Raw genomic sequence first — 18,745 nt, 5'->3', positions numbered from 1 at the left:
ATACTAACCGGATTAAACGAGGTGCAAAGTTCCTAATTTCTAATCGAATAACCGTTATTAAATTAATAATTATTTGGCTAGATTGTTAACAAGAAATCAATAGTATCTATCCCGTCTGCATATGCATCTAATTCTGGTTTTTGAGACATTCCAAAAGGAATATGATCTTTAGACGGCATAGATGAAACTATACATTGAATTTTATCCTGATATTGTTTTAAGTACTCTTTTAATGAATCATCAGAAGTGTAGTGCTCATAGAAGACGGTTGCTATGGGAGAAGCAAAAGCGTTATCCTCTTTTAACATAAGAAATCCATTATCTTTTAATTTAAAAAGACTCATAAGATATACCGCTTTATTATAATCGTAATTATTAGCATATTTATGGTGGTTTATAATTTCGTTTCTTTCAAAAATAGCATTGAAAAATACATCAAAATCATATTCCTCTGGAAAAAATATTTTAGAAACGCTGCGGCAGCCAAGCCCAAAATAGCGAAAGATATCTTCTCCTAGTCCAGAGAGTTCTTCCTTCGATTCATTACCAGTTAAAATGGCTACTGAATTTCTATTTTTACGAATAATATGAGGTTTCTTTCGGAAATAATAATCAAAGTACCTAGCAGTATTGTCACTTCCAGTAGCAATTACCGCATCAAAATCTTTTAGTTGGTTGTTGGTAAATTTTATACAATCTTTAAAATTAGGTTCTACTGATTGCAAAAACGAAACTATTACAGGAAGAATATGTTTATCTGAGTCAGATTGTTTGATAAGTACATGATGTCCTGTAATTAAAACACAAGTTAAATCATGAAAACCAACTAATGGAATATTTCCAGCCATGATAATGGCCACTTCTTTAGAAGTATGAGGCTCTATAAGATATTTTTGTGTCCATTTAATGAGGTTACCTTCTGTTAGTAAAGTCCCCCAATGATCTATGGCATACATAATATTTTCATTGGTAAACCATCCATTCGCCTGTCTGGCTAACTCAATTTGTTTGGTAAACTCAATTGCAAACTTTTGATGGAGAGACATTTCTTCACTGGATTTTATGCTTTTTCCTGAAAAATCACGTAAAAAATTGCCTAATTTAACAAAAGCGGCTATTCGTTTTTTTAATTTAGTCATTATATTTGGCTATTATCGTGTTGCAACCTATTTTTGTGTAAAAGTAAAAAAGAAAAAGCTATGGCAATCATTATAACAGACGAATGTATCAATTGTGGTGCATGTGAGCCGGAATGTCCAAATACAGCTATTTATGAAGGAGCAGATGATTGGCGTTACAGCGATGGAACGTCATTGGTTGGTGATGTGGTTTTACCGGATGGAAAGGCGGTAAATGCAGATAATGCACAAACTCCAGTTTCAGACGAATTTTATTATATAGTTCCAGATAAATGCACAGAATGTAAAGGTTTTCATGATGAGCCTCAATGTGCGGCCGTTTGTCCTGTAGATTGTTGTATTCCAGATGAAGATCATGTAGAGACAGAAGAAATTTTACTGGGTAAGCAACAGTTTATGCATCCTGAATAAAAACAATTAGTTTTAATATATACTAACCGGGCACTGCTCGGTTTTTTTATAAGCTAAAATTAGTACATTTGCACCTCAAAAAAATAACCAAATGAAAGCTGGAATTGTAGGCCTTCCTAATGTTGGAAAATCCACGTTGTTTAATTGTTTATCTAATGCAAAAGCACAAAGTGCTAATTTTCCATTTTGTACTATTGAACCCAATTTAGGAGTAGTAAATGTTCCAGATGCAAGATTGCAGGAACTTGAGAAGTTGGTAAACCCAGAAAAAGTACTTCCAGCTACCGTGGAGATTGTTGATATTGCTGGCTTGGTTAAAGGAGCTAGCAAAGGAGAAGGATTAGGGAATCAGTTTCTGGGAAATATCAGAGAATGTAATGCTATAATTCATGTATTACGTTGTTTTGAAAACGATAACATTGTTCATGTTGACGGAAGTGTAGATCCAATTCGCGATAAAGAAACTATTGATATTGAGTTACAGCTCAAAGATCTTGAAACCGTAGATAAGCGACTGGAAAAAGTGAATAGAGCTGCAAAAACAGGGGATAAAGATGCTATTAAGGAGCAAAACGTATTAAAAAAATTCAAATCAGCACTTGAAAGCGGTATTTCAGCAAGGGCAGTAGAAACTTCTGAAGATGAACAGGAATTGATAAAGGCATTTCAATTATTAACCGCTAAGCCAATCCTATATGTATGCAATGTAGACGAATCTTCTGCAAAAGATGGAAACTCCTATGTAGATAGGGTAAAAGAAGCTATTAAAGATGAAAATGCGCAGATTATTATTTTAGCCGTAGCTACGGAGGCAGATATTGCCGAACTGGAAACTTATGAAGAACGTCAACTTTTTCTAGAAGATATAGGTCTTGAAGAGCCAGGCGCTGCAAAATTAATAAGAGCAGCATATACGCTGCTTGATCTTCAAACTTATTTTACCGCAGGTGTAAAAGAGGTAAGAGCCTGGACCATTCCCGTAGGCGCTACGGCACCTCAGAGTGCAGGTGTGATACATACGGATTTTGAAAAAGGATTTATTAGGGCAGAGGTTATTTCTTATGATGATTATACCCATTTTGGAAGTGAAGCTAAAGTGAAAGAAGCCGGAAAAATGCGGGTGGAAGGGAAGGAATACGTGGTAAAAGATGGAGATGTAATGCATTTCAGATTCAACGTTTAAAACAGCAGTTATTTTCAGCTTATGCATGATAATCCTTTTAGAAACCTGATATTTCAATGAATTCTTAATTACAGGTTTACTGCCCAGTCTTGATGGAGTAATTTTGTTTTCCGCAAAAGCTCTAATAGTAAAACTAGCAAATGCATATGAAGCATATATGTTTCATTTGCTACTTTTAAGAATGATTTTTTTTATACGTCCTTTTTATGTTAGTTCCCTAAATTCTATTTTCTGTAAAGGAGTTCATGAATTTACATTTATCCTCTGAACGATCGTAGCTTCGAAAATTCTTAACGGGGAACCTTGTTATACTCAGAAAAAAGACAATTTCAAACTCGGTTTTTAATTCTTATTTACGTCGAACTGACCTTAATTATATTTTGGGAAGAAATTGAAATATCAGGAAATACTGCTATTAATGGAGGACTTCTATTTTTTTAAGTGCTGTAACCTATGCTTCTTATCTTGTTCGTTGGTTGATTCCTAAGTTTGGAGTAGTTACCTTTACGTTCTATGCAATGATTGTTTCATGTGTAGGTGTTATTTTTTATTATTTATGACGGAACACAAGTGCTATTTTTGATTAGCCTAGTGAAGTTTATTTCATAGGTATCACAATTGCTGTTTTTCAACTGTGCTTCCTTCTTATATGGTCTCAGCATTCTATTAAACGGCTTGGAGCTTCAGAATTCTCCATTTTAAGTGGATTTAGTCTTGTTTCAAAAATTATACTGGCCAGTATATTGTTGGAGGATTAAAATACATCTTTACAATTATTAGGTACCTTGATTTTTATTTGCGGTATAATTCTTATTTCTGGTTATAAAAAATAAGAATTTTAAGGTTCTTAACATAGTATAGCTTTTTATTGTTAATTAATTTATGGGAGACCAGTTTTATATTCTCAACACAGTTGTTATATTAGCGGGTAACCCACAAAATCTTTGTCTTTATGTCACAAACCCAATATACCGAAGATAATATACGATCACTGGACTGGAAAGAACACATTCGTATGCGTCCTGGCATGTATATTGGGAAATTAGGGGATGGTTCTTCTGCTGATGATGGAATCTATATACTTTTAAAAGAAGTGATGGATAACTGTATTGATGAATTTGTGATGGGAGCAGGTAAAACGATTGAAATTTCGCTTAAAGAAGGGCATGTTTCGGTTAGGGACTTTGGAAGAGGAATCCCTTTAGGCAAAGTAGTAGATGTTGTTTCTAAAATGAATACTGGTGGAAAATATGACAGTCGAGCTTTTAAAAAATCGGTTGGATTAAATGGAGTAGGTACCAAAGCTGTAAACGCTCTTTCTACATTTTTCAGGGTTGAATCTTATCGTGAGAATCAGACAAAAGCAGCGGAATTTGAGAAAGGGGAGTTAGTAAACGAAGAAAAAGTACAAAGTTCATCGAAAAGAAGAGGCACCAAGGTTTCTTTTAGACCAGATGAAACTATTTTCAAACATTTTAAATATAGAGTTGAGTATATAGAGAAAATGTTACGCAATTATGTGTATCTCAATCCGGGACTCACGATTCTTTTCAATGGGCAAAAATTTTACTCTGAGAACGGTTTAAAAGATTTGCTAAAGGATACCACCAATGAAGAAGATATGATGTATCCTATCATTCATTTAAAAGCAGAGGATATTGAAATTGCTATTACACATAGCCGAACTCAGTACAGTGAAGAGTATCATTCTTTTGTAAACGGTCAAAATACCACTCAAGGGGGTACTCACTTAGCCGCTTTTAGAGAAGCTATTGTTAAAACAACTCGAGATTTTTATAATAAAAGTTTTGATGCTTCCGATGTTCGTAAATCAATTATAGCAGCTATCTCTATTAAAGTAATGGAGCCTGTCTTTGAAAGTCAGACAAAAACAAAATTAGGTTCTTCAGATATGGGTGGAAATCTCCCTACAGTAAGAACATTTATAAACGATTTTGTGGGCACTTATTTAGATAATTTTTTACATAAAAATCCTCAGGTAGCCGAAGTTTTGCTCAAAAAAATTTTACAGGCAGAAAGAGAACGTAAAGAATTATCGGGCATTAAAAAACTTGCCAAAGAGCGCGCAAAAAAAGCAAGTTTACACAATAAGAAACTAAGAGACTGCAGAGTACATCTTTCAAATCTTAAGGATGATCGTAGATTGAATAGTACATTATTTATTACGGAGGGGGATTCTGCATCCGGATCAATCACAAAATCAAGAGATGTAAATACACAGGCGGTATTTAGTTTGCGTGGAAAACCTCTTAATTCCTATGGAATGTCTAAAAAGATTGTATATGAAAATGAGGAGTTTAATTTGCTTCAGGCAGCTTTAAATATTGAAGATTCCATAGAAAATCTACGGTACAATAATATAGTTATTGCTACAGATGCAGACGTAGATGGAATGCATATACGCCTATTATTGATTACGTTTTTCCTTCAATTTTTTCCAGAGATGATAAAGGAAGGGCATTTGTATATTTTACAGACACCTCTCTTTAGGGTTCGGAATAAAAAAGAGACTATTTATTGTTATAGTGAAGAAGAAAAACGAAATGCCTTAGAAAAACTAAAAGGGAAACCAGAAATTACTCGATTTAAAGGCTTAGGCGAGATTTCTCCAGATGAATTTAAACATTTTATTGGAGATGACATCCGGCTTGATCCAGTAATGTTAGACAGAGCTATGTCTATTGAAAACCTCTTGCAATTTTATATGGGTAAAAATACTCCAGACCGTCAGGAATTTATTATCAATAACCTGAAGGTAGAACTTGACGTAATTGAAGAAAACTAAAAAATAAATATTATTCCTTAAATGGAAGAGACCCCAGAATTAAACAACGAACACAACGAAGAGCAACCAAACGAATCCATTAAGAAGGTTAGTGGAATGTACAAGGATTGGTTTCTGGACTATGCTTCTTATGTTATTTTAGAACGAGCAGTTCCCGCAATAGAAGATGGTTTTAAACCAGTTCAGAGACGTATTTTACACTCACTTAAAGAACTGGATGACGGTAGGTATAATAAAGTAGCCAATGTTGTTGGTCATACTATGCAATACCACCCGCATGGCGATGCTAGTATAGCAGATGCTATGGTGCAAATTGGACAGAAAGACTTACTTATTGATACCCAAGGAAACTGGGGAAATATTTTAACGGGTGATAGTGCAGCAGCCTCTAGGTATATTGAGGCAAGGCTTTCTAAATTTGCATTAGAAGTAGTTTACAGTCCAAAAATAACAGACTGGCAACGTAGTTATGACGGCCGTAAAAAAGAACCGGTAAATCTACCTGTTAAATTCCCCATGTTACTGGCACAAGGGGCAGAGGGTATTGCTGTAGGGCTTTCTACTAAAATACTTCCACATAATTTTATAGAGCTTATTGATGCGTCTGTAAAACACCTCAAAGGTAAAAGATTTGAGATCTACCCAGACTTTCCTACCGCAGGAATAATGGACGTTTCTAATTATAATGATGGTGAACGTGGTGGCAAAATAAGAGTTCGAGCTAAAATTTCCCAGTTAGATAAGAATACCTTGGTAATAACAGAGATACCCTATGGTACTAACACCTCTTCTTTAATAGATTCTATTTTAAAAGCCAATGATAAAGGGAAAATAAAAATTAAAAAAATAGAAGATAATACTGCTGCCGAAGTTGAAATTTTAGTGCACTTACCTTCTGGGATTTCGCCCGATAAAACTATTGATGCACTTTATGCTTTTACCAATTGTGAATCATCTATTTCTCCTCTAGCTTGTGTTATAGAAGATAACAAGCCTTTGTTTATTGGCGTTTCTGAAATGTTGAAGCGGTCAACAGATAATACGGTTGAATTACTTCGGAAAGAGCTTGAAATTCAAAGAAACGAACTGGAAGAGCAATGGCATTTTGCTTCACTAGAACGTATTTTTATTGAAAACCGGATTTATCGTGACATTGAAGAAGAAGAGACTTGGGAAGGTGTTATTTTGGCTATAGACAACGGATTAAAGCCTTATATAAAAAACCTTAAAAGAGCTATTACAGAAGATGATATTGTAAGACTTACTGAGATTCGTATTAAACGAATATCAAAATTTGATATTGATAAGGCACAGCAAAAAATTGATGCGTTAGAGCAAGAAATTGCAAAGGTGAATCATCATTTAGAAAATCTTACAATTTATGCAATTGATTATTTTACCAATCTTAAAAAGTCTTATGGCAAGGAAAGAGGTAGAAAAACAGAAATTCGAATTTTTGATGATATAGAGGCTACCAAAGTAGTGATAAGAAACACAAAACTCTATGTGAATCGGGAAGAAGGATTTATTGGAACAGCACTCAAAAAAGATGAATATGTTACAGATTGTAGTGATATAGACAACGTAATAGTTTTCACGAAGGAAGGTAAAATGATGGTTACAAAAGTAACCGACAAAACGTTTGTTGGGAAAGATATTATTCACTTAGCTGTTTTTAAGAAACAGGATAAGCGCACCATTTATAATCTAATCTATAAAGATGGAAAGGGTGGGGCAAGCTATATAAAAAGGTTTTTCGTAAGCTCAGTAACCAGAGATAGGGAATATGATCTTACTCAGGGTAAAAAAGCTTCTACGTTATTATATTTTTCTGCTAACCCCAATGGGGAGGCAGAGATTGTAACGGTACATCTACGTCAGGCAGGGAGTATTAAAAAACTGAAATGGGACTTAGATTTTGCGGATGTATTAATTAAAGGCCGCAGTTCTAAAGGGAATATTGTTTCAAAATATGCGGTAAAACGAATAGAATTGAAGGAGAAAGGTGTGTCTACACTAAAACCGAGAAAGATTTGGTTTGACGAAACAGTACAGCGCCTTAATGTAGATGGAAGGGGAGAATTATTAGGTGAATTTAGGGGGGAAGATAGGTTACTGATTATTAGTCAAAAAGGATTGGTGAAAACAATTATTCCAGAGCTTACAACCCATTTTAGTCAAGATATGATTGTGCTAGAGAAATGGAATCCTAGAAAACCAATAGCTGCTATTTATTTTGATGGAGAGAAAGAACGTTATTTGGTGAAACGTTTCATGATTGAAAATGAGAATAAAGAAGAAATATTTATCACAGAACATCCAAAATCACATTTGGAGTTTGTATCCACAGATTGGAGACCAGTAGCGGAGGTTATTTTCTCAAAGCAAAGAGGTAAAGATAAATCGCCTAATCTAGAGGTTGATTTGGAAGACTTTATAGCAATAAAAGGAATTAAAGCTCTTGGAAATCAGCTCACAACACAAAAAGTAAAAAACATTAATACATTAGATTCTTTGCCTTACGAAGAGCCAGCACAATTAGCACCTGAAAATATGGAGGTTATAGATGAAGAAAATGTAGAATCTAATAATAATGATAAGGGTAGAGATGATGATGAAGGGCAGATTACGATGGATTTAGAATAAGTTTTGATATAATTTCAAAACTGAAAAAAATAACAATGCCCTTTACGGGCATTTTTTATGAATTTTGATTCTTGTGAAGATTTGTTTTTTTCTTAAAACGCATGTTTAAAAATTCAACTAACAACGAGAATGCAATTGCAAAATATAAATAGCCTTTTGGAACGGCACCTACTTCCTGCTCAAAAATTCTCGCATGAGATAAATGTGCAGATTCAGCTATTAGCATGAAGCCGATAAGTATAAGAAATGCTAAACCAAGGAGTTGTACTGAAGGATGCTTATTTATAAACTCTCTTACCGGATTGGCAAAAAGCATCATTACTATTATTGAAATTACCACCGCAGTAATCATTAGAATTAAAGAATGATTAGGGTTGTCAGATATACCATTAGTCATACCAACGGCGGTTAAAATAGAATCAATACTAAAAATAAAATCTATAATAATTATTTGAACTATGGCTTTGGGAAGGGTAGTGATATTTTTACTTCTAATTTCATCTTCGTCATAATCAGGAATCTCTAATTTTTCATGAATCTCTGAGGTACTTTTGTAAATCAAAAATAATCCTCCTGTAAAAAGTATGAGACCCTGACCGCTAATTCCAATATGAAGCCATGAGTTATCAATGTAATAAAACGGATTTTTAAGTCCTACTAAAAAGGAAACAGCAAACAACAAAATAATACGTTGTGCCATAGCCAATAAAAGACCAATATTCGTTGCTTTCTTTTGTTGTTCTTTAGGTAATTTATTTGCAGCAATTGAGATAAAAACAATATTATCTATACCTAAAACAATTTCTAGGAAAGTGAGAGTAAGTAGTGCAACCCATGCATCTGCACTTGTAAAAACTTCAAACATATTAATCAATTTTTACAGCAGTTCCTTTTTGTTTGTTTTTTTGATCACCCACCATATTATATTCAAAAATATAAGAATCTTTTGTAGTAGACAATATTTTAATATGCACTGCTTTTTTTTCTGAAACCGAAGTAGGGTTTAACTTTCGAACAATAAATTCACAATTATTAATCCATCTAATGGAAGAAGTATCTGCGCTACCGTTACGATAACTTATTTCAATACTATCTTTCCTAGCAAAAGTATCCACATAATCTTTGCCATCTAAGGTATATGAAAAAGAGAATTTACCAGTTTTAAATGCATCGCAATCACGCTCGCGCTGAAAGCAAGAGGTTAAAAGGATACATATAAAAAAAAGCCCTTGAAATCTATTCATTTTCATTTTTTCCGAAAAATACAAAAATCAATTATGATAATCTTTAAAACTTCCGTCTTTAAAAAATATTATAATGCGTTCTATATCCTCATTTCTAGAAGAAGTAGTTTGTAAATGCTTTACTGGATTTACGTCACTTTGTTGGCTGACTGGATTTTTATCTCCTAATTTTTCATTTTCTATTTGAGAAAATAGAGTAGTGTCAGCATATTCTTTTTGTTCTCCTTTAGGGATTGATTGGAAATCTGCAGAAGGAAATTCTCCTTTATTTAAAAGTAACCAATAAAGAGAAACTTCAGGAAATGCATCTATGGTTTTTAAAATAAAGTCAAGACTAGGTTTGTTTCTACCTGAAAGAATATGAGAAATAGATGAGCGCTGTACCCCAACTTTATCCGCGAAAGAAGAGGCAGATAAATCATAATATTCAATGATATCTTGAAGTCTTTTTGAAAATTCATCACTGTTTACCATTGTAAATACTATTAACTCTTTCAACTGTTTACAAATGTATAAAAATCTACCCAGATTAGAGAACAGATGTCAAATTAAATTAAATTAAATTAAAGTAAAACTTGACATTAACTACCATATACACCTGAAATAAAGGTATTTAAATATTATTAATGATTTATTAGCCAATAAAAACCTACCAACTTTCACATTGTATATTTTCATAAAACAAATAGTTTGCAGATGTAAACAAATGAAGCAAAAAAGTTAGTTACATTTGTAAACATTGATCAGGTTACATTTGTAAACTATGTTTTTAATCATTAATAATCCTATGGAGCATTCTTTATTTAAACAACAAAAATTGACTGGCAGATATATAGCGCCATCGCATATAAATACCCTACTTGACAAGCTGCCTAAACAATTTGAGCGTACACAAATAGGTTCCTCTGTGAATGGACATCCTATAGAGAAGATTAAAATCGGAACAGGTAAAAAACGAATTTTGATGTGGTCTCAGATGCATGGAAATGAGTCCACAACTACAAAAGCAGTTTTTGATCTTCTTAACTTTTTGGAAAGTGAGAGTGAATTGTCAGATTCAATATTGAGTAATTGTGAGCTGCATATTATTCCAATGTTAAATCCAGATGGTAGTGAAGCTTACACTAGGGTTAACGCCAATAAAGTAGATATTAATAGAGACGCTCAAGAACTTTCGCAACCTGAGAGTGTAGCGCTTAGAGAGGCGTTTAATGAAATAAACCCAAATTTTTGTTTCAATTTGCATGGTCAACGTACAATTTTCAATACTAAAGGCACAGTTAAACCTGCTACGGTCTCTTTTTTATCACCATCTGCTAACCTAGAAAAAACAATTACACCTGCGAGAAAAAAAGCAATGGAACTTATAGTGGTTATGAATGAAGCTTTGCAATTGATTATACCTGGACAGATTGGCAGGTATGATGATGGATTTAATATCAATTGCGTGGGAGATACATTTCAATCTTTAGGGGCTCCTACAATCTTGTTTGAAGCAGGACATTACCCTGAAGATTATGTGCGTGAAAAGACACGAGTATTTATCTGGAAAGCATTACTAGTTGTTCTCGATTATATTTCTAATCATGAAAATGGAGTAGATAAAACAGAAGCATATTTCGATATTCCGGAGAATGAAAAACGATTCTTTGATATTATTATAGAAAATGTAACGGTATTAGAAAAGAATAAGACTACAAAAAAAGATATTGCCGTTCAGTACAAGGAAGTCTTAGCAAAAAATCAGGTCATCTTTGTACCTGAAATAAGGGGTATCGGCTCCTATAAAAATCACCTTGCCCACCAAAAACTCAATTACATTGATTATCAGAAAGATGCAATTTACGTTAACGATTTAGATAATTCTTGGATTTTTGAATTTTTGAAGAATTATCACTAAATATTATGATTTGTTGATAAAATATAAGGTGTTTAATGCAGGATTATTCATTTTTTTTTGTTTTTTTTGCGTATTCTTTAAATAAACAACAAACTATGGCAAAATTTAAACTTGATGATGTAGATCATCAAATTCTTGACATGTTAATAGACAATACCCGTACACCATTTACGGATATAGCAAAGAGATTATTAATTTCAGCAGGAACCGTTCATGTTCGTGTTAAAAAAATGGAAGACGCAGGTATAATTAGAGGATCTTCTCTAACATTAGACTATATTAAGTTGGGATATTCCTTCATAGCATATGTGGGGATATTTTTAGAAAAAACGCATCAGACAAAATTTGTTTTGGAAAGATTAAGTGAGATTCCATACATAACTGTAGCGCATATAACTACAGGTAAGTTTAACATTTTTTGCAAGATTAGAGCAAAAGACACTAAACATGCTAAGGATATCATATTTAGAATTGATGATATTGACGGAGTTTCTCGAACAGAAACAATGATTTCACTAGAAGAGAGTATTAATGACAAGAAGCGTTTGATGCACTCAATTTTTAATGAACTTTAAGGGTTCTACTATAACCAAATATGAACCCTTTCTTTGTAATTTAGGAAGGGTTTTTTTATGACTAATACTTATTAATAATGTTACGTAAACCAAAAATGGAACGTTTTAATGAAAACGTTCTTTCAAAACATCAAATCTATAATAGCATTTTTATTACGCTACCTTTTGATACTATAACAAATACGGGTGTTTTGCTTCCTTTATTTAGTGAAATGTGTGAAAAAGGGTATCAGGATAAACAAAACCCAACACAAATAATAGACACTTTTTTTGAAAAGTATCAAGACAATCCGTCTGAGAATCAAAAACAGGATTTGCTGTTTAGATTTATTCAATATATTGAACGGCAGGTAGTTTTATTTGATGCTATTGAAGATGCAGCTTTTCCAATTGTCAATAATTTGGATGGTAGAGGTACCTTAAGAAGTATTAAGGAAGAGGCAGAAGCAAAGAATAAAACAGATGAATTGAAAGAATATCTTAAAACATTTAAGATAAGACCTGTTCTTACTGCACATCCAACACAATTTTATCCGGGTCCTGTTTTAGGTATTATTACAGATTTAGCTTTGGCTATTGAGAATAATGATCTTATTCTTATTAAAAAGTTGCTAGCGCAATTAGGCAAGACACCTTTCTTTAAAAAGGAGAAGCCAACACCGTATGACGAAGCAGTAAGTTTAATTTGGTATCTTGAAAATGTATTTTATCAGACAATCAGTAAGATTTTTACATATATCCAAAATAATATTTTTGAAGATACAGAATTACAGAACCAAATCATTAACCTTGGTTTTTGGCCTGGAGGGGATAGAGACGGAAATCCGTTTGTAACTTCTGAAATCACTAAAAAAGTAGCAGAAAGATTGAGAATTACTATTCTTAAGAACTACTATAGAGATATAAGAAAGCTAAAACGAAGAATAACCTTTGTTAAAGTAGACAAACTAATCTCAGAGCTAGAAGCTAATATTTATAAAAGCATTTATGGAGGAGTTGAAAAACCAGTAATTACTCCTGAAGTATTTTTGGAGAAGCTTTATGAAATAAAAACTTTGATTATTGAAGATCATCAATCTCTGTTTTTAGATGAGGTTAATGATCTTATTAATAAAGTTAAAATTTTTGCATTTCATTTTGCCAGTCTCGATATTAGGCAGGATTCGCGCGTTCATCATCATGTGCTTACTAATATTGTTAAAGAAACACGAGCATTGGGATTGGATATTTTCCCGGATAACTATGAAAGTTTATCAGATGAAGCGCAAATTGAAGCTCTAGGTAAGGTTAAAGGCAAATTAAAACCAGAAATTTTCAAAGACGAAATGACCAGAAAAACACTGGAGTCTATTTATGCGATGCAAGTAATTCAACAAAACAACGGTGAATTAGGATGTAACCGATACATTATAAGTAACAATCAAACCATGACTAATGTGATGGAATCTTTTGCGATGATTCGCTTATGTAACTGGAAAGAACCATCTGTTGATGTTATTCCTCTATTTGAAACTGTGAATGATTTGCAAGGTGCTCATGGGGTAATGGAACAGTTATATACTAATGAAGTATATGCAGCTCATTTGAAAAGAAGAGGGAACAAACAAACTATTATGTTAGGTTTTTCAGATGGTACTAAAGATGGAGGATACCTAATGGCTAACTGGAGTATTTTTAAAGCAAAGGAAGAATTAACTGCTATTTCAAGAAAATATGATATTAAGGTAATGTTTTTTGATGGCCGAGGTGGACCACCTGCCAGAGGAGGAGGAAAAACACACCAATTTTATGCATCGTTAGGATCTACGATTTCAGATGAAGAAGTACAACTTACTATTCAAGGGCAAACCATTAGTTCAAACTTTGGAACTTTGGATAGTTCAGGATATAATTTGGAACAATTATTAAGTTCGGGTATTAGTAACAGGGTTTTTAAAAATGACAAGCATAGCACGCTATCTGATGAAGACCGTGATACCATGGAAAAACTGGCAAATATAAGTTATCAGGCTTATACAGATTTCAAAAGTCATGATAAGTTTATTCCTTACTTAGAAAGAATGAGTACCTTAAAGTACTATGCTAAAACCAATATAGGAAGTCGTCCTTCTAAAAGAGGAAAATCTGATAAACTTGTTTTTTCAGATTTACGTGCGATTCCATTTGTAGGTAGTTGGAGTCAGCTCAAGCAAAATGTACCTGGTTTTTATGGTGTGGGGCATGCTATTGCTACTTTTGAAGCGGATGGAAAACTGGAAAAGGTTAAAACTCTTTATAAAAATTCATCATTCTTTAAAACCTTACTAGAAAACAGCATGATGAGCTTATCAAAGTCTTTCTTTGAATTAACGGCTTATATGAAAGATGATGAAGAGTTTGGCGCTTTTTGGCAATTGATTTATGAGGAGTATGAAAGAAGTAAAGAAATGATCTTGAAAGTAACTGGATATGAAGAGTTAATGGAAGATTCTCGTGAAATGCGAGCTTCCATAAAAGTTCGTGAATCTATTGTACTACCGCTTCTGACCATTCAGCAATATGCTCTAAGAAGAATTCAAGAAATTAACAAACAAAAATCACCTGATAAGAAAGAATTAGAAGTTTATGAGAAAATTGTAACTCGATCTTTATTTGGAAATATTAATGCTAGTAGAAACTCTGCTTAATCTGGCTAAATGAATATAATTCAATTAAAATCTAATGAATATCATCTGTATTATCAACCTTATTTTGAGATTCTAGGTGAGGTAGATTTGGTAGAAGAGTTGTATTCTAGGCAGGACTATCTTTTTGATTTACTGAAAAACATCCCAGCAGATAAATTTAAGTATGCATATGAAGATGGAAAGTGGACAATTGCAGAACTTTTGTTGCACATAATAGATACAGAACGTATTTTTCAATACAGAGCATTGCGCTTTTCCAGAAATGATTCTACAGATCTTTCCGGTTTTGAACAAGACCAGTATGTAGCAAATAGTAATGCATTTTTAAGAAGTAAAAAAGATCTTATTGAAGAGTTTAAATCGGTAAGAAACAGCAGCATCACTTTATTTAGCGCTATGACGGATGAAGCTTTATTGAGAAGGGGCAAGGCAAGTGGAAACATTATATCAGTAAGAGCTCTAGGCTTTTTAATATCGGGGCATCAAAGACATCATGAGCAAATACTTTTAGAACGTTATTTATAAAAAAAGGGGATTGTTAACAATCCCCTTTTTTTATAATATTAGTCATCTTCATCCATTTTAAGATCGGATGGAATGTCTACCGAACTTTCGTCTACGTCTTCATCATCTTCATCAAAATTTTCCATAGTATAAGCAAGTTTAGTACTTACTTTAACTAAATAAATAGTATCATCTGTTCTCACCTCTACAGCTTCTATAGTTTCATTGTGAGCATTTTTGAATTCAATAATATCATCATCATCATACCCATCAGGATACTTTTCTACCAAGAGCGAAAGGATTTCATTCGTCAGTTTTTTAAAATCTACAATAATTCTTTTCATAATTTAGGACTTAATAGGCTACTCTAAAATAAATTAAAAATGTACATATTTAAAATTGAATGATGATTTTTTTTTACATTTTTAATAAGTATGCAAAAATAAGAGGTGCTACTATAGTTGCATCAGATTCAATAATAAATTTAGGGGTATTAATATCAAGTTTTCCCCATGTTATTTTTTCATTAGGAACTGCTCCTGAATAAGACCCGTAACTTGTGGTTGAATCTGAAATCTGGCAAAAATAGCTCCAAAAAGGAGTTTCTGGCATTTCCATATCCTGATATAACATAGGAACCACACAAATAGGAAAATCTCCTGCTATTCCGCCTCCTATTTGGAAAAAACCAATTCCATTTACAGAATTTTTAGTGTACCAGTCTGCTAAGAACGTCATATACTCAATACCACTTTTTACGGTGCTTGCTTTTAATTCACCTTTAATCACATAGGAAGCAAAAATATTTCCCATGGTGCTATCTTCCCATCCTGGCACAATAATGGGTAGATTTTTTTCTGCTGCAGCATACATCCATGAATCTTTCAGGTCTATTTCATAATATTCTTCTAAAACACCACTTAAAAGTAATTTATACATATATTCATGGGGTAGATACCTATCTCCGTTAGCATCTGCTTCTTTCCAGATGTTGTAAATATGTTTTTGAAGTCGCCTAAAAGCTTCTTCCTCAGGAATGCAAGTATCTGTTACCCTGTTGAGTCCTTTTTCTAATAATTCCCACTCCTGTTCTGGTGTAAGGTCTCTATAGTTTGGCACTCTTCTATAATGTGAGTGTGCTACCAGATTCATTATGTCTTCTTCAAGATTTGCTCCCGTACAAGAAATAATATGTACTTTGTCTTGTCGAATCATTTCAGCGAAAATTTTTCCAAGTTCGGCAGTACTCATAGCACCGGCTAGGGTAACCATCATTTTAGCACCGGCTGTCAATTGATCATCATATGCCTTAGCTGCATCTACTAAGGTTGCGGCATTAAAATGCAAGAAGTATTTTTCAATGAATTCGGAAATAGTTCCTTTTTCGCTATTCTTCATCTTTAGAACCGTTTTCATATTTGAATTTATAAGCAAGCATTTTGTAATAAAGCTTTGCCGCAAGAAAATCAGAAGATTTCTCTGTAGGATTTGGACAAAGTTCCATGATATCAAAACCTACTACATTTTTTTTCTGAAAAATCTCTTTTATAAATTCTAATGTTTCGTACCATAAGAGTCCACCTGGTTCTGGGGTTCCGGTAGAAGGGAGGATGGATGGATCAAATGCATCCAAGTCTATGGTTAAGAATACATTGGGTGTCATTTGCCCTATGGCATCTTCTATCCATTCATCATTTATAACCATGTCATTGGCAAAATAAACTTGATTTTCATCCATATGATCAAGTTCACTAATATCCATACTTCTTATCCCAACCTGAATAAGGTTTGTGTTTTTACTTGCTTCATGAACTGCACAAGCATGATTGCATTTAGAACCTTCATAAGATTCTCTTAAATCTGCGTGTGCATCTATTTGCACAACGGTTAAATCTTCAAAACATTCATTAAATGCCCTAATCGTACCAATTGAAACCGAGTGTTCACCACCAAAAACAGTAACAAATTTTTCTTGATTGATATAGTTTTTTGTGGTTTTGTACACTGTATCTACCATTTTCTCAGGACTACTATTTTCGTTCACAGTAGGGGCAAGATATATTCCTTTTTTATAGGGTTCAGATCGGGTTTCAATATCAAAAAGTTCCATATTATCAGAAGCATTAAGAAAAGCTTCTGGGCCTTTATCGGCTCCTTTTTGCCAAGTACTTGTTCCGTCATAGGGAACAGGAATCAATACAACTCTTGCATCATCAAGGCGAGTGTATTTTTCAGGAATTCCTGCATAATTTTTTTTATTCATGATAACCTAAGATTTTAAGCATTTGTTTTGCTGTTTGTTGTTGTGAAAACTCTTTAGTGGTAATGTCACCATTTTCATTTTTATTAATTATAATATGTTTTGGATTTGGAATTAAACAATGCTGTAACCCCCCAAAACCCCCTATAGTTTCTTGATAGGCACCTGTATTAAAAAAACCTATGTACAGTGGTTTGGTTTTACTGTATTTTGGCAGATATATAGCATTTAAATTTTGTTCGCTATTGTAATAGTCATCACTATCACAAGTTAATCCCCCAAGAAGTACTCTTTCATATTCTTCATTCCATCTATTTACAGCTAACATAATAAATCTTTTATTTATTGCCCAGGTGTCTGGTAAAGTGGTTATAAACGATGAATTAATCATATTCCATTTTTCCCGATCATTTTGTTGCTTTTGATATAATACTTCATAAATAGCACCTCCACTTTCCCCTACTGTAAAGCTACCAAATTCGGTAAAAATATCAGGAACATCAATTTCTGCTTCTTGGCAGGTAAGCTTAATCTGATTTACTATTTCATTAATCATATATTCATAATCGTAATCAAAGGCAAGCGAATTTTTTATAGGAAACCCCCCACCTATATTAAGGCTATTCAAGGTAGGGCAAATTTTCTTTAATTGCACATAAACCTGTAAACATTTTTGTAATTCATTCCAATAATAGGCGTTATCTCGAATGCCTGTATTTATAAAAAAATGAAGCATTTTTAAGGATACCGAAGGGTTGTTTTTTATTTCTCGATTGTAAAAGGGAACTATGTTTTTATAACCGATCCCTAGTCTACTGGTATAGAATTCAAACTTGGGTTCTTCTTCTGATGCGATTCTAATGCCTACATTAATTGCTTGCTCTGTAGCCTCAGTTAATAAGTGTAATTCTTCGTAATTATCTATAATCGGAATACATCTGTCATGACCAGAGTTAATGAGTTCTGAAATGTTCTGAATATACTTTTCTCGTTTAAAACCATTGCATATTATGTAATGGTTATTAGTGAGTTTTCCCTTTGATTTAAGCATGTTAACAATATCAATATCAAATGCAGAAGAGGTTTCTATATGGATATCATTTTTTAAAGCTTCATTCATAACATATTCAAAATGAGAACTTTTGGTACAATAGCAATAATGGTACGTACCTTGATAATTATGAGTTGAAAAGGCTTTGTTAAACCAGGTTTTCGCTTTATTAATATTATTTGAAATTTGTGGGAGATAGGTGAACTTTAAAGGTGTACCATATTTTTCCACTAAATCCATTAAATTAATATCGTGAAATTTCAGAGAGTTTTCTTCTACACAGAATTCCTCTTGTGGGAAATAGTAAGTTTGATCTATTAGATCTAAATATTTGGTTTTCATTAAGATAGGGTTTTCTTA

The 18,745-nt window shown here is 33.1% G+C and carries 16 protein-coding genes; 8 read left to right on the top strand and 8 right to left on the bottom strand.

The window, feature by feature from the left end; genetic code table 11:
* Positions 1-77 precede the first annotated feature (77 nt).
* The gene (locus WBG07_RS01455) at positions 78-1,139 is read right to left on the bottom strand and encodes an acyl-CoA reductase (RefSeq protein ID WP_340198702.1); all 1,062 of its coding nucleotides are present in this window, start codon (positions 1,137-1,139) and stop codon (positions 78-80) included.
* A 60-nt stretch (positions 1,140-1,199) separates the two neighbouring features.
* Here WBG07_RS01455 and WBG07_RS01450 point away from each other — a divergent pair, with 60 nt between their 5' ends.
* The 4 genes from WBG07_RS01450 to WBG07_RS01435 all read left to right on the top strand — a co-directional run bounded on the left by WBG07_RS01450 (position 1,200) and on the right by WBG07_RS01435 (position 8,185).
* Positions 1,200-1,550, top strand: coding sequence for a 4Fe-4S dicluster domain-containing protein (locus tag WBG07_RS01450; RefSeq protein ID WP_340198701.1), 351 nt, complete (start codon positions 1,200-1,202; stop codon positions 1,548-1,550).
* Positions 1,551-1,641: 91 nt separating this feature from the next.
* Positions 1,642-2,733, top strand: a complete 1,092-nt coding sequence (ychF, locus tag WBG07_RS01445; protein ID WP_340198700.1) for a redox-regulated ATPase YchF — start codon at positions 1,642-1,644, stop codon at positions 2,731-2,733.
* A gap of 952 nt (positions 2,734-3,685) precedes the next feature.
* On the top strand, positions 3,686-5,539 hold the full coding sequence (locus WBG07_RS01440) for a DNA topoisomerase IV subunit B (protein ID WP_340198699.1): 1,854 nt from the start codon (positions 3,686-3,688) through the stop codon (positions 5,537-5,539).
* A gap of 21 nt (positions 5,540-5,560) precedes the next feature.
* Positions 5,561-8,185 (top strand): DNA gyrase/topoisomerase IV subunit A, encoded by a 2,625-nt coding sequence (locus WBG07_RS01435; RefSeq protein ID WP_340198698.1) that lies wholly within the window; start codon positions 5,561-5,563, stop codon positions 8,183-8,185.
* Between the two features lie 55 nt (positions 8,186-8,240).
* On the opposite strand, the gene WBG07_RS01430 is transcribed toward WBG07_RS01435, so the two are convergent.
* Genes WBG07_RS01430 through WBG07_RS01420 form a run of 3 tightly spaced genes read right to left on the bottom strand, consistent with a single transcriptional unit; the run spans position 8,241 to position 9,903 of the window.
* A complete protein-coding gene (locus WBG07_RS01430) occupies positions 8,241-9,050 on the bottom strand; it encodes a TerC family protein (RefSeq protein ID WP_340198697.1) in 810 nt (269 codons plus the stop codon).
* 1 nt (position 9,051) lies between these two features.
* A complete protein-coding gene (locus WBG07_RS01425) occupies positions 9,052-9,429 on the bottom strand; it encodes a hypothetical protein (protein ID WP_340198696.1) in 378 nt (125 codons plus the stop codon).
* Positions 9,430-9,456: 27 nt separating this feature from the next.
* Positions 9,457-9,903, bottom strand: coding sequence for a helix-turn-helix transcriptional regulator (locus WBG07_RS01420; protein ID WP_413788811.1), 447 nt, complete (start codon positions 9,901-9,903; stop codon positions 9,457-9,459).
* Between the two features lie 289 nt (positions 9,904-10,192).
* Between WBG07_RS01420 and WBG07_RS01415 the strand changes: the two genes are divergently transcribed.
* From WBG07_RS01415 to WBG07_RS01400, 4 genes are all read left to right on the top strand, one after another.
* Positions 10,193-11,329, top strand: coding sequence for a M14 family metallopeptidase (locus tag WBG07_RS01415; RefSeq protein ID WP_340198694.1), 1,137 nt, complete (start codon positions 10,193-10,195; stop codon positions 11,327-11,329).
* Positions 11,330-11,424: 95 nt separating this feature from the next.
* Entirely contained in the window at positions 11,425-11,904 is a 480-nt protein-coding gene (locus WBG07_RS01410; protein WP_340198693.1) for an Lrp/AsnC family transcriptional regulator, read from the top strand.
* A gap of 77 nt (positions 11,905-11,981) precedes the next feature.
* Entirely contained in the window at positions 11,982-14,570 is a 2,589-nt protein-coding gene (locus tag WBG07_RS01405; protein WP_340198692.1) for a phosphoenolpyruvate carboxylase, read from the top strand.
* Positions 14,571-14,579: 9 nt separating this feature from the next.
* A complete protein-coding gene (locus WBG07_RS01400; protein WP_340198691.1) occupies positions 14,580-15,095 on the top strand; it encodes a DinB family protein in 516 nt (171 codons plus the stop codon).
* Positions 15,096-15,133: 38 nt separating this feature from the next.
* On the opposite strand, the gene WBG07_RS01395 is transcribed toward WBG07_RS01400, so the two are convergent.
* The 4 genes from WBG07_RS01395 to WBG07_RS01380 form a co-directional block, all read right to left on the bottom strand.
* Positions 15,134-15,418, bottom strand: a complete 285-nt coding sequence (locus WBG07_RS01395; RefSeq protein ID WP_340198690.1) for a hypothetical protein — start codon at positions 15,416-15,418, stop codon at positions 15,134-15,136.
* A gap of 73 nt (positions 15,419-15,491) precedes the next feature.
* On the bottom strand, positions 15,492-16,472 hold the full coding sequence (locus WBG07_RS01390; RefSeq protein ID WP_340198689.1) for a deoxyhypusine synthase family protein: 981 nt from the start codon (positions 16,470-16,472) through the stop codon (positions 15,492-15,494).
* The gene (speB, locus tag WBG07_RS01385) at positions 16,462-17,337 is read right to left on the bottom strand and encodes an agmatinase (protein WP_340198688.1); all 876 of its coding nucleotides are present in this window, start codon (positions 17,335-17,337) and stop codon (positions 16,462-16,464) included. Before speB ends, WBG07_RS01390 begins: the two co-directional genes overlap by 11 nt.
* Positions 17,330-18,727, bottom strand: a complete 1,398-nt coding sequence (locus tag WBG07_RS01380; RefSeq protein ID WP_340198687.1) for an arginine decarboxylase — start codon at positions 18,725-18,727, stop codon at positions 17,330-17,332. The genes speB and WBG07_RS01380 overlap by 8 nt, the downstream gene beginning before the upstream one ends.
* Positions 18,728-18,745 lie beyond the last annotated feature (18 nt).

Origin of the sequence: Ascidiimonas meishanensis (assembly GCF_037782385.1) — a bacterium.
In the GTDB taxonomy this organism is placed as follows: domain Bacteria; phylum Bacteroidota; class Bacteroidia; order Flavobacteriales; family Flavobacteriaceae; genus Ascidiimonas; species Ascidiimonas meishanensis.
Note: the sequence above shows the minus strand (reverse complement) of the source record. Positions and strands in the feature narration are given on the sequence as shown.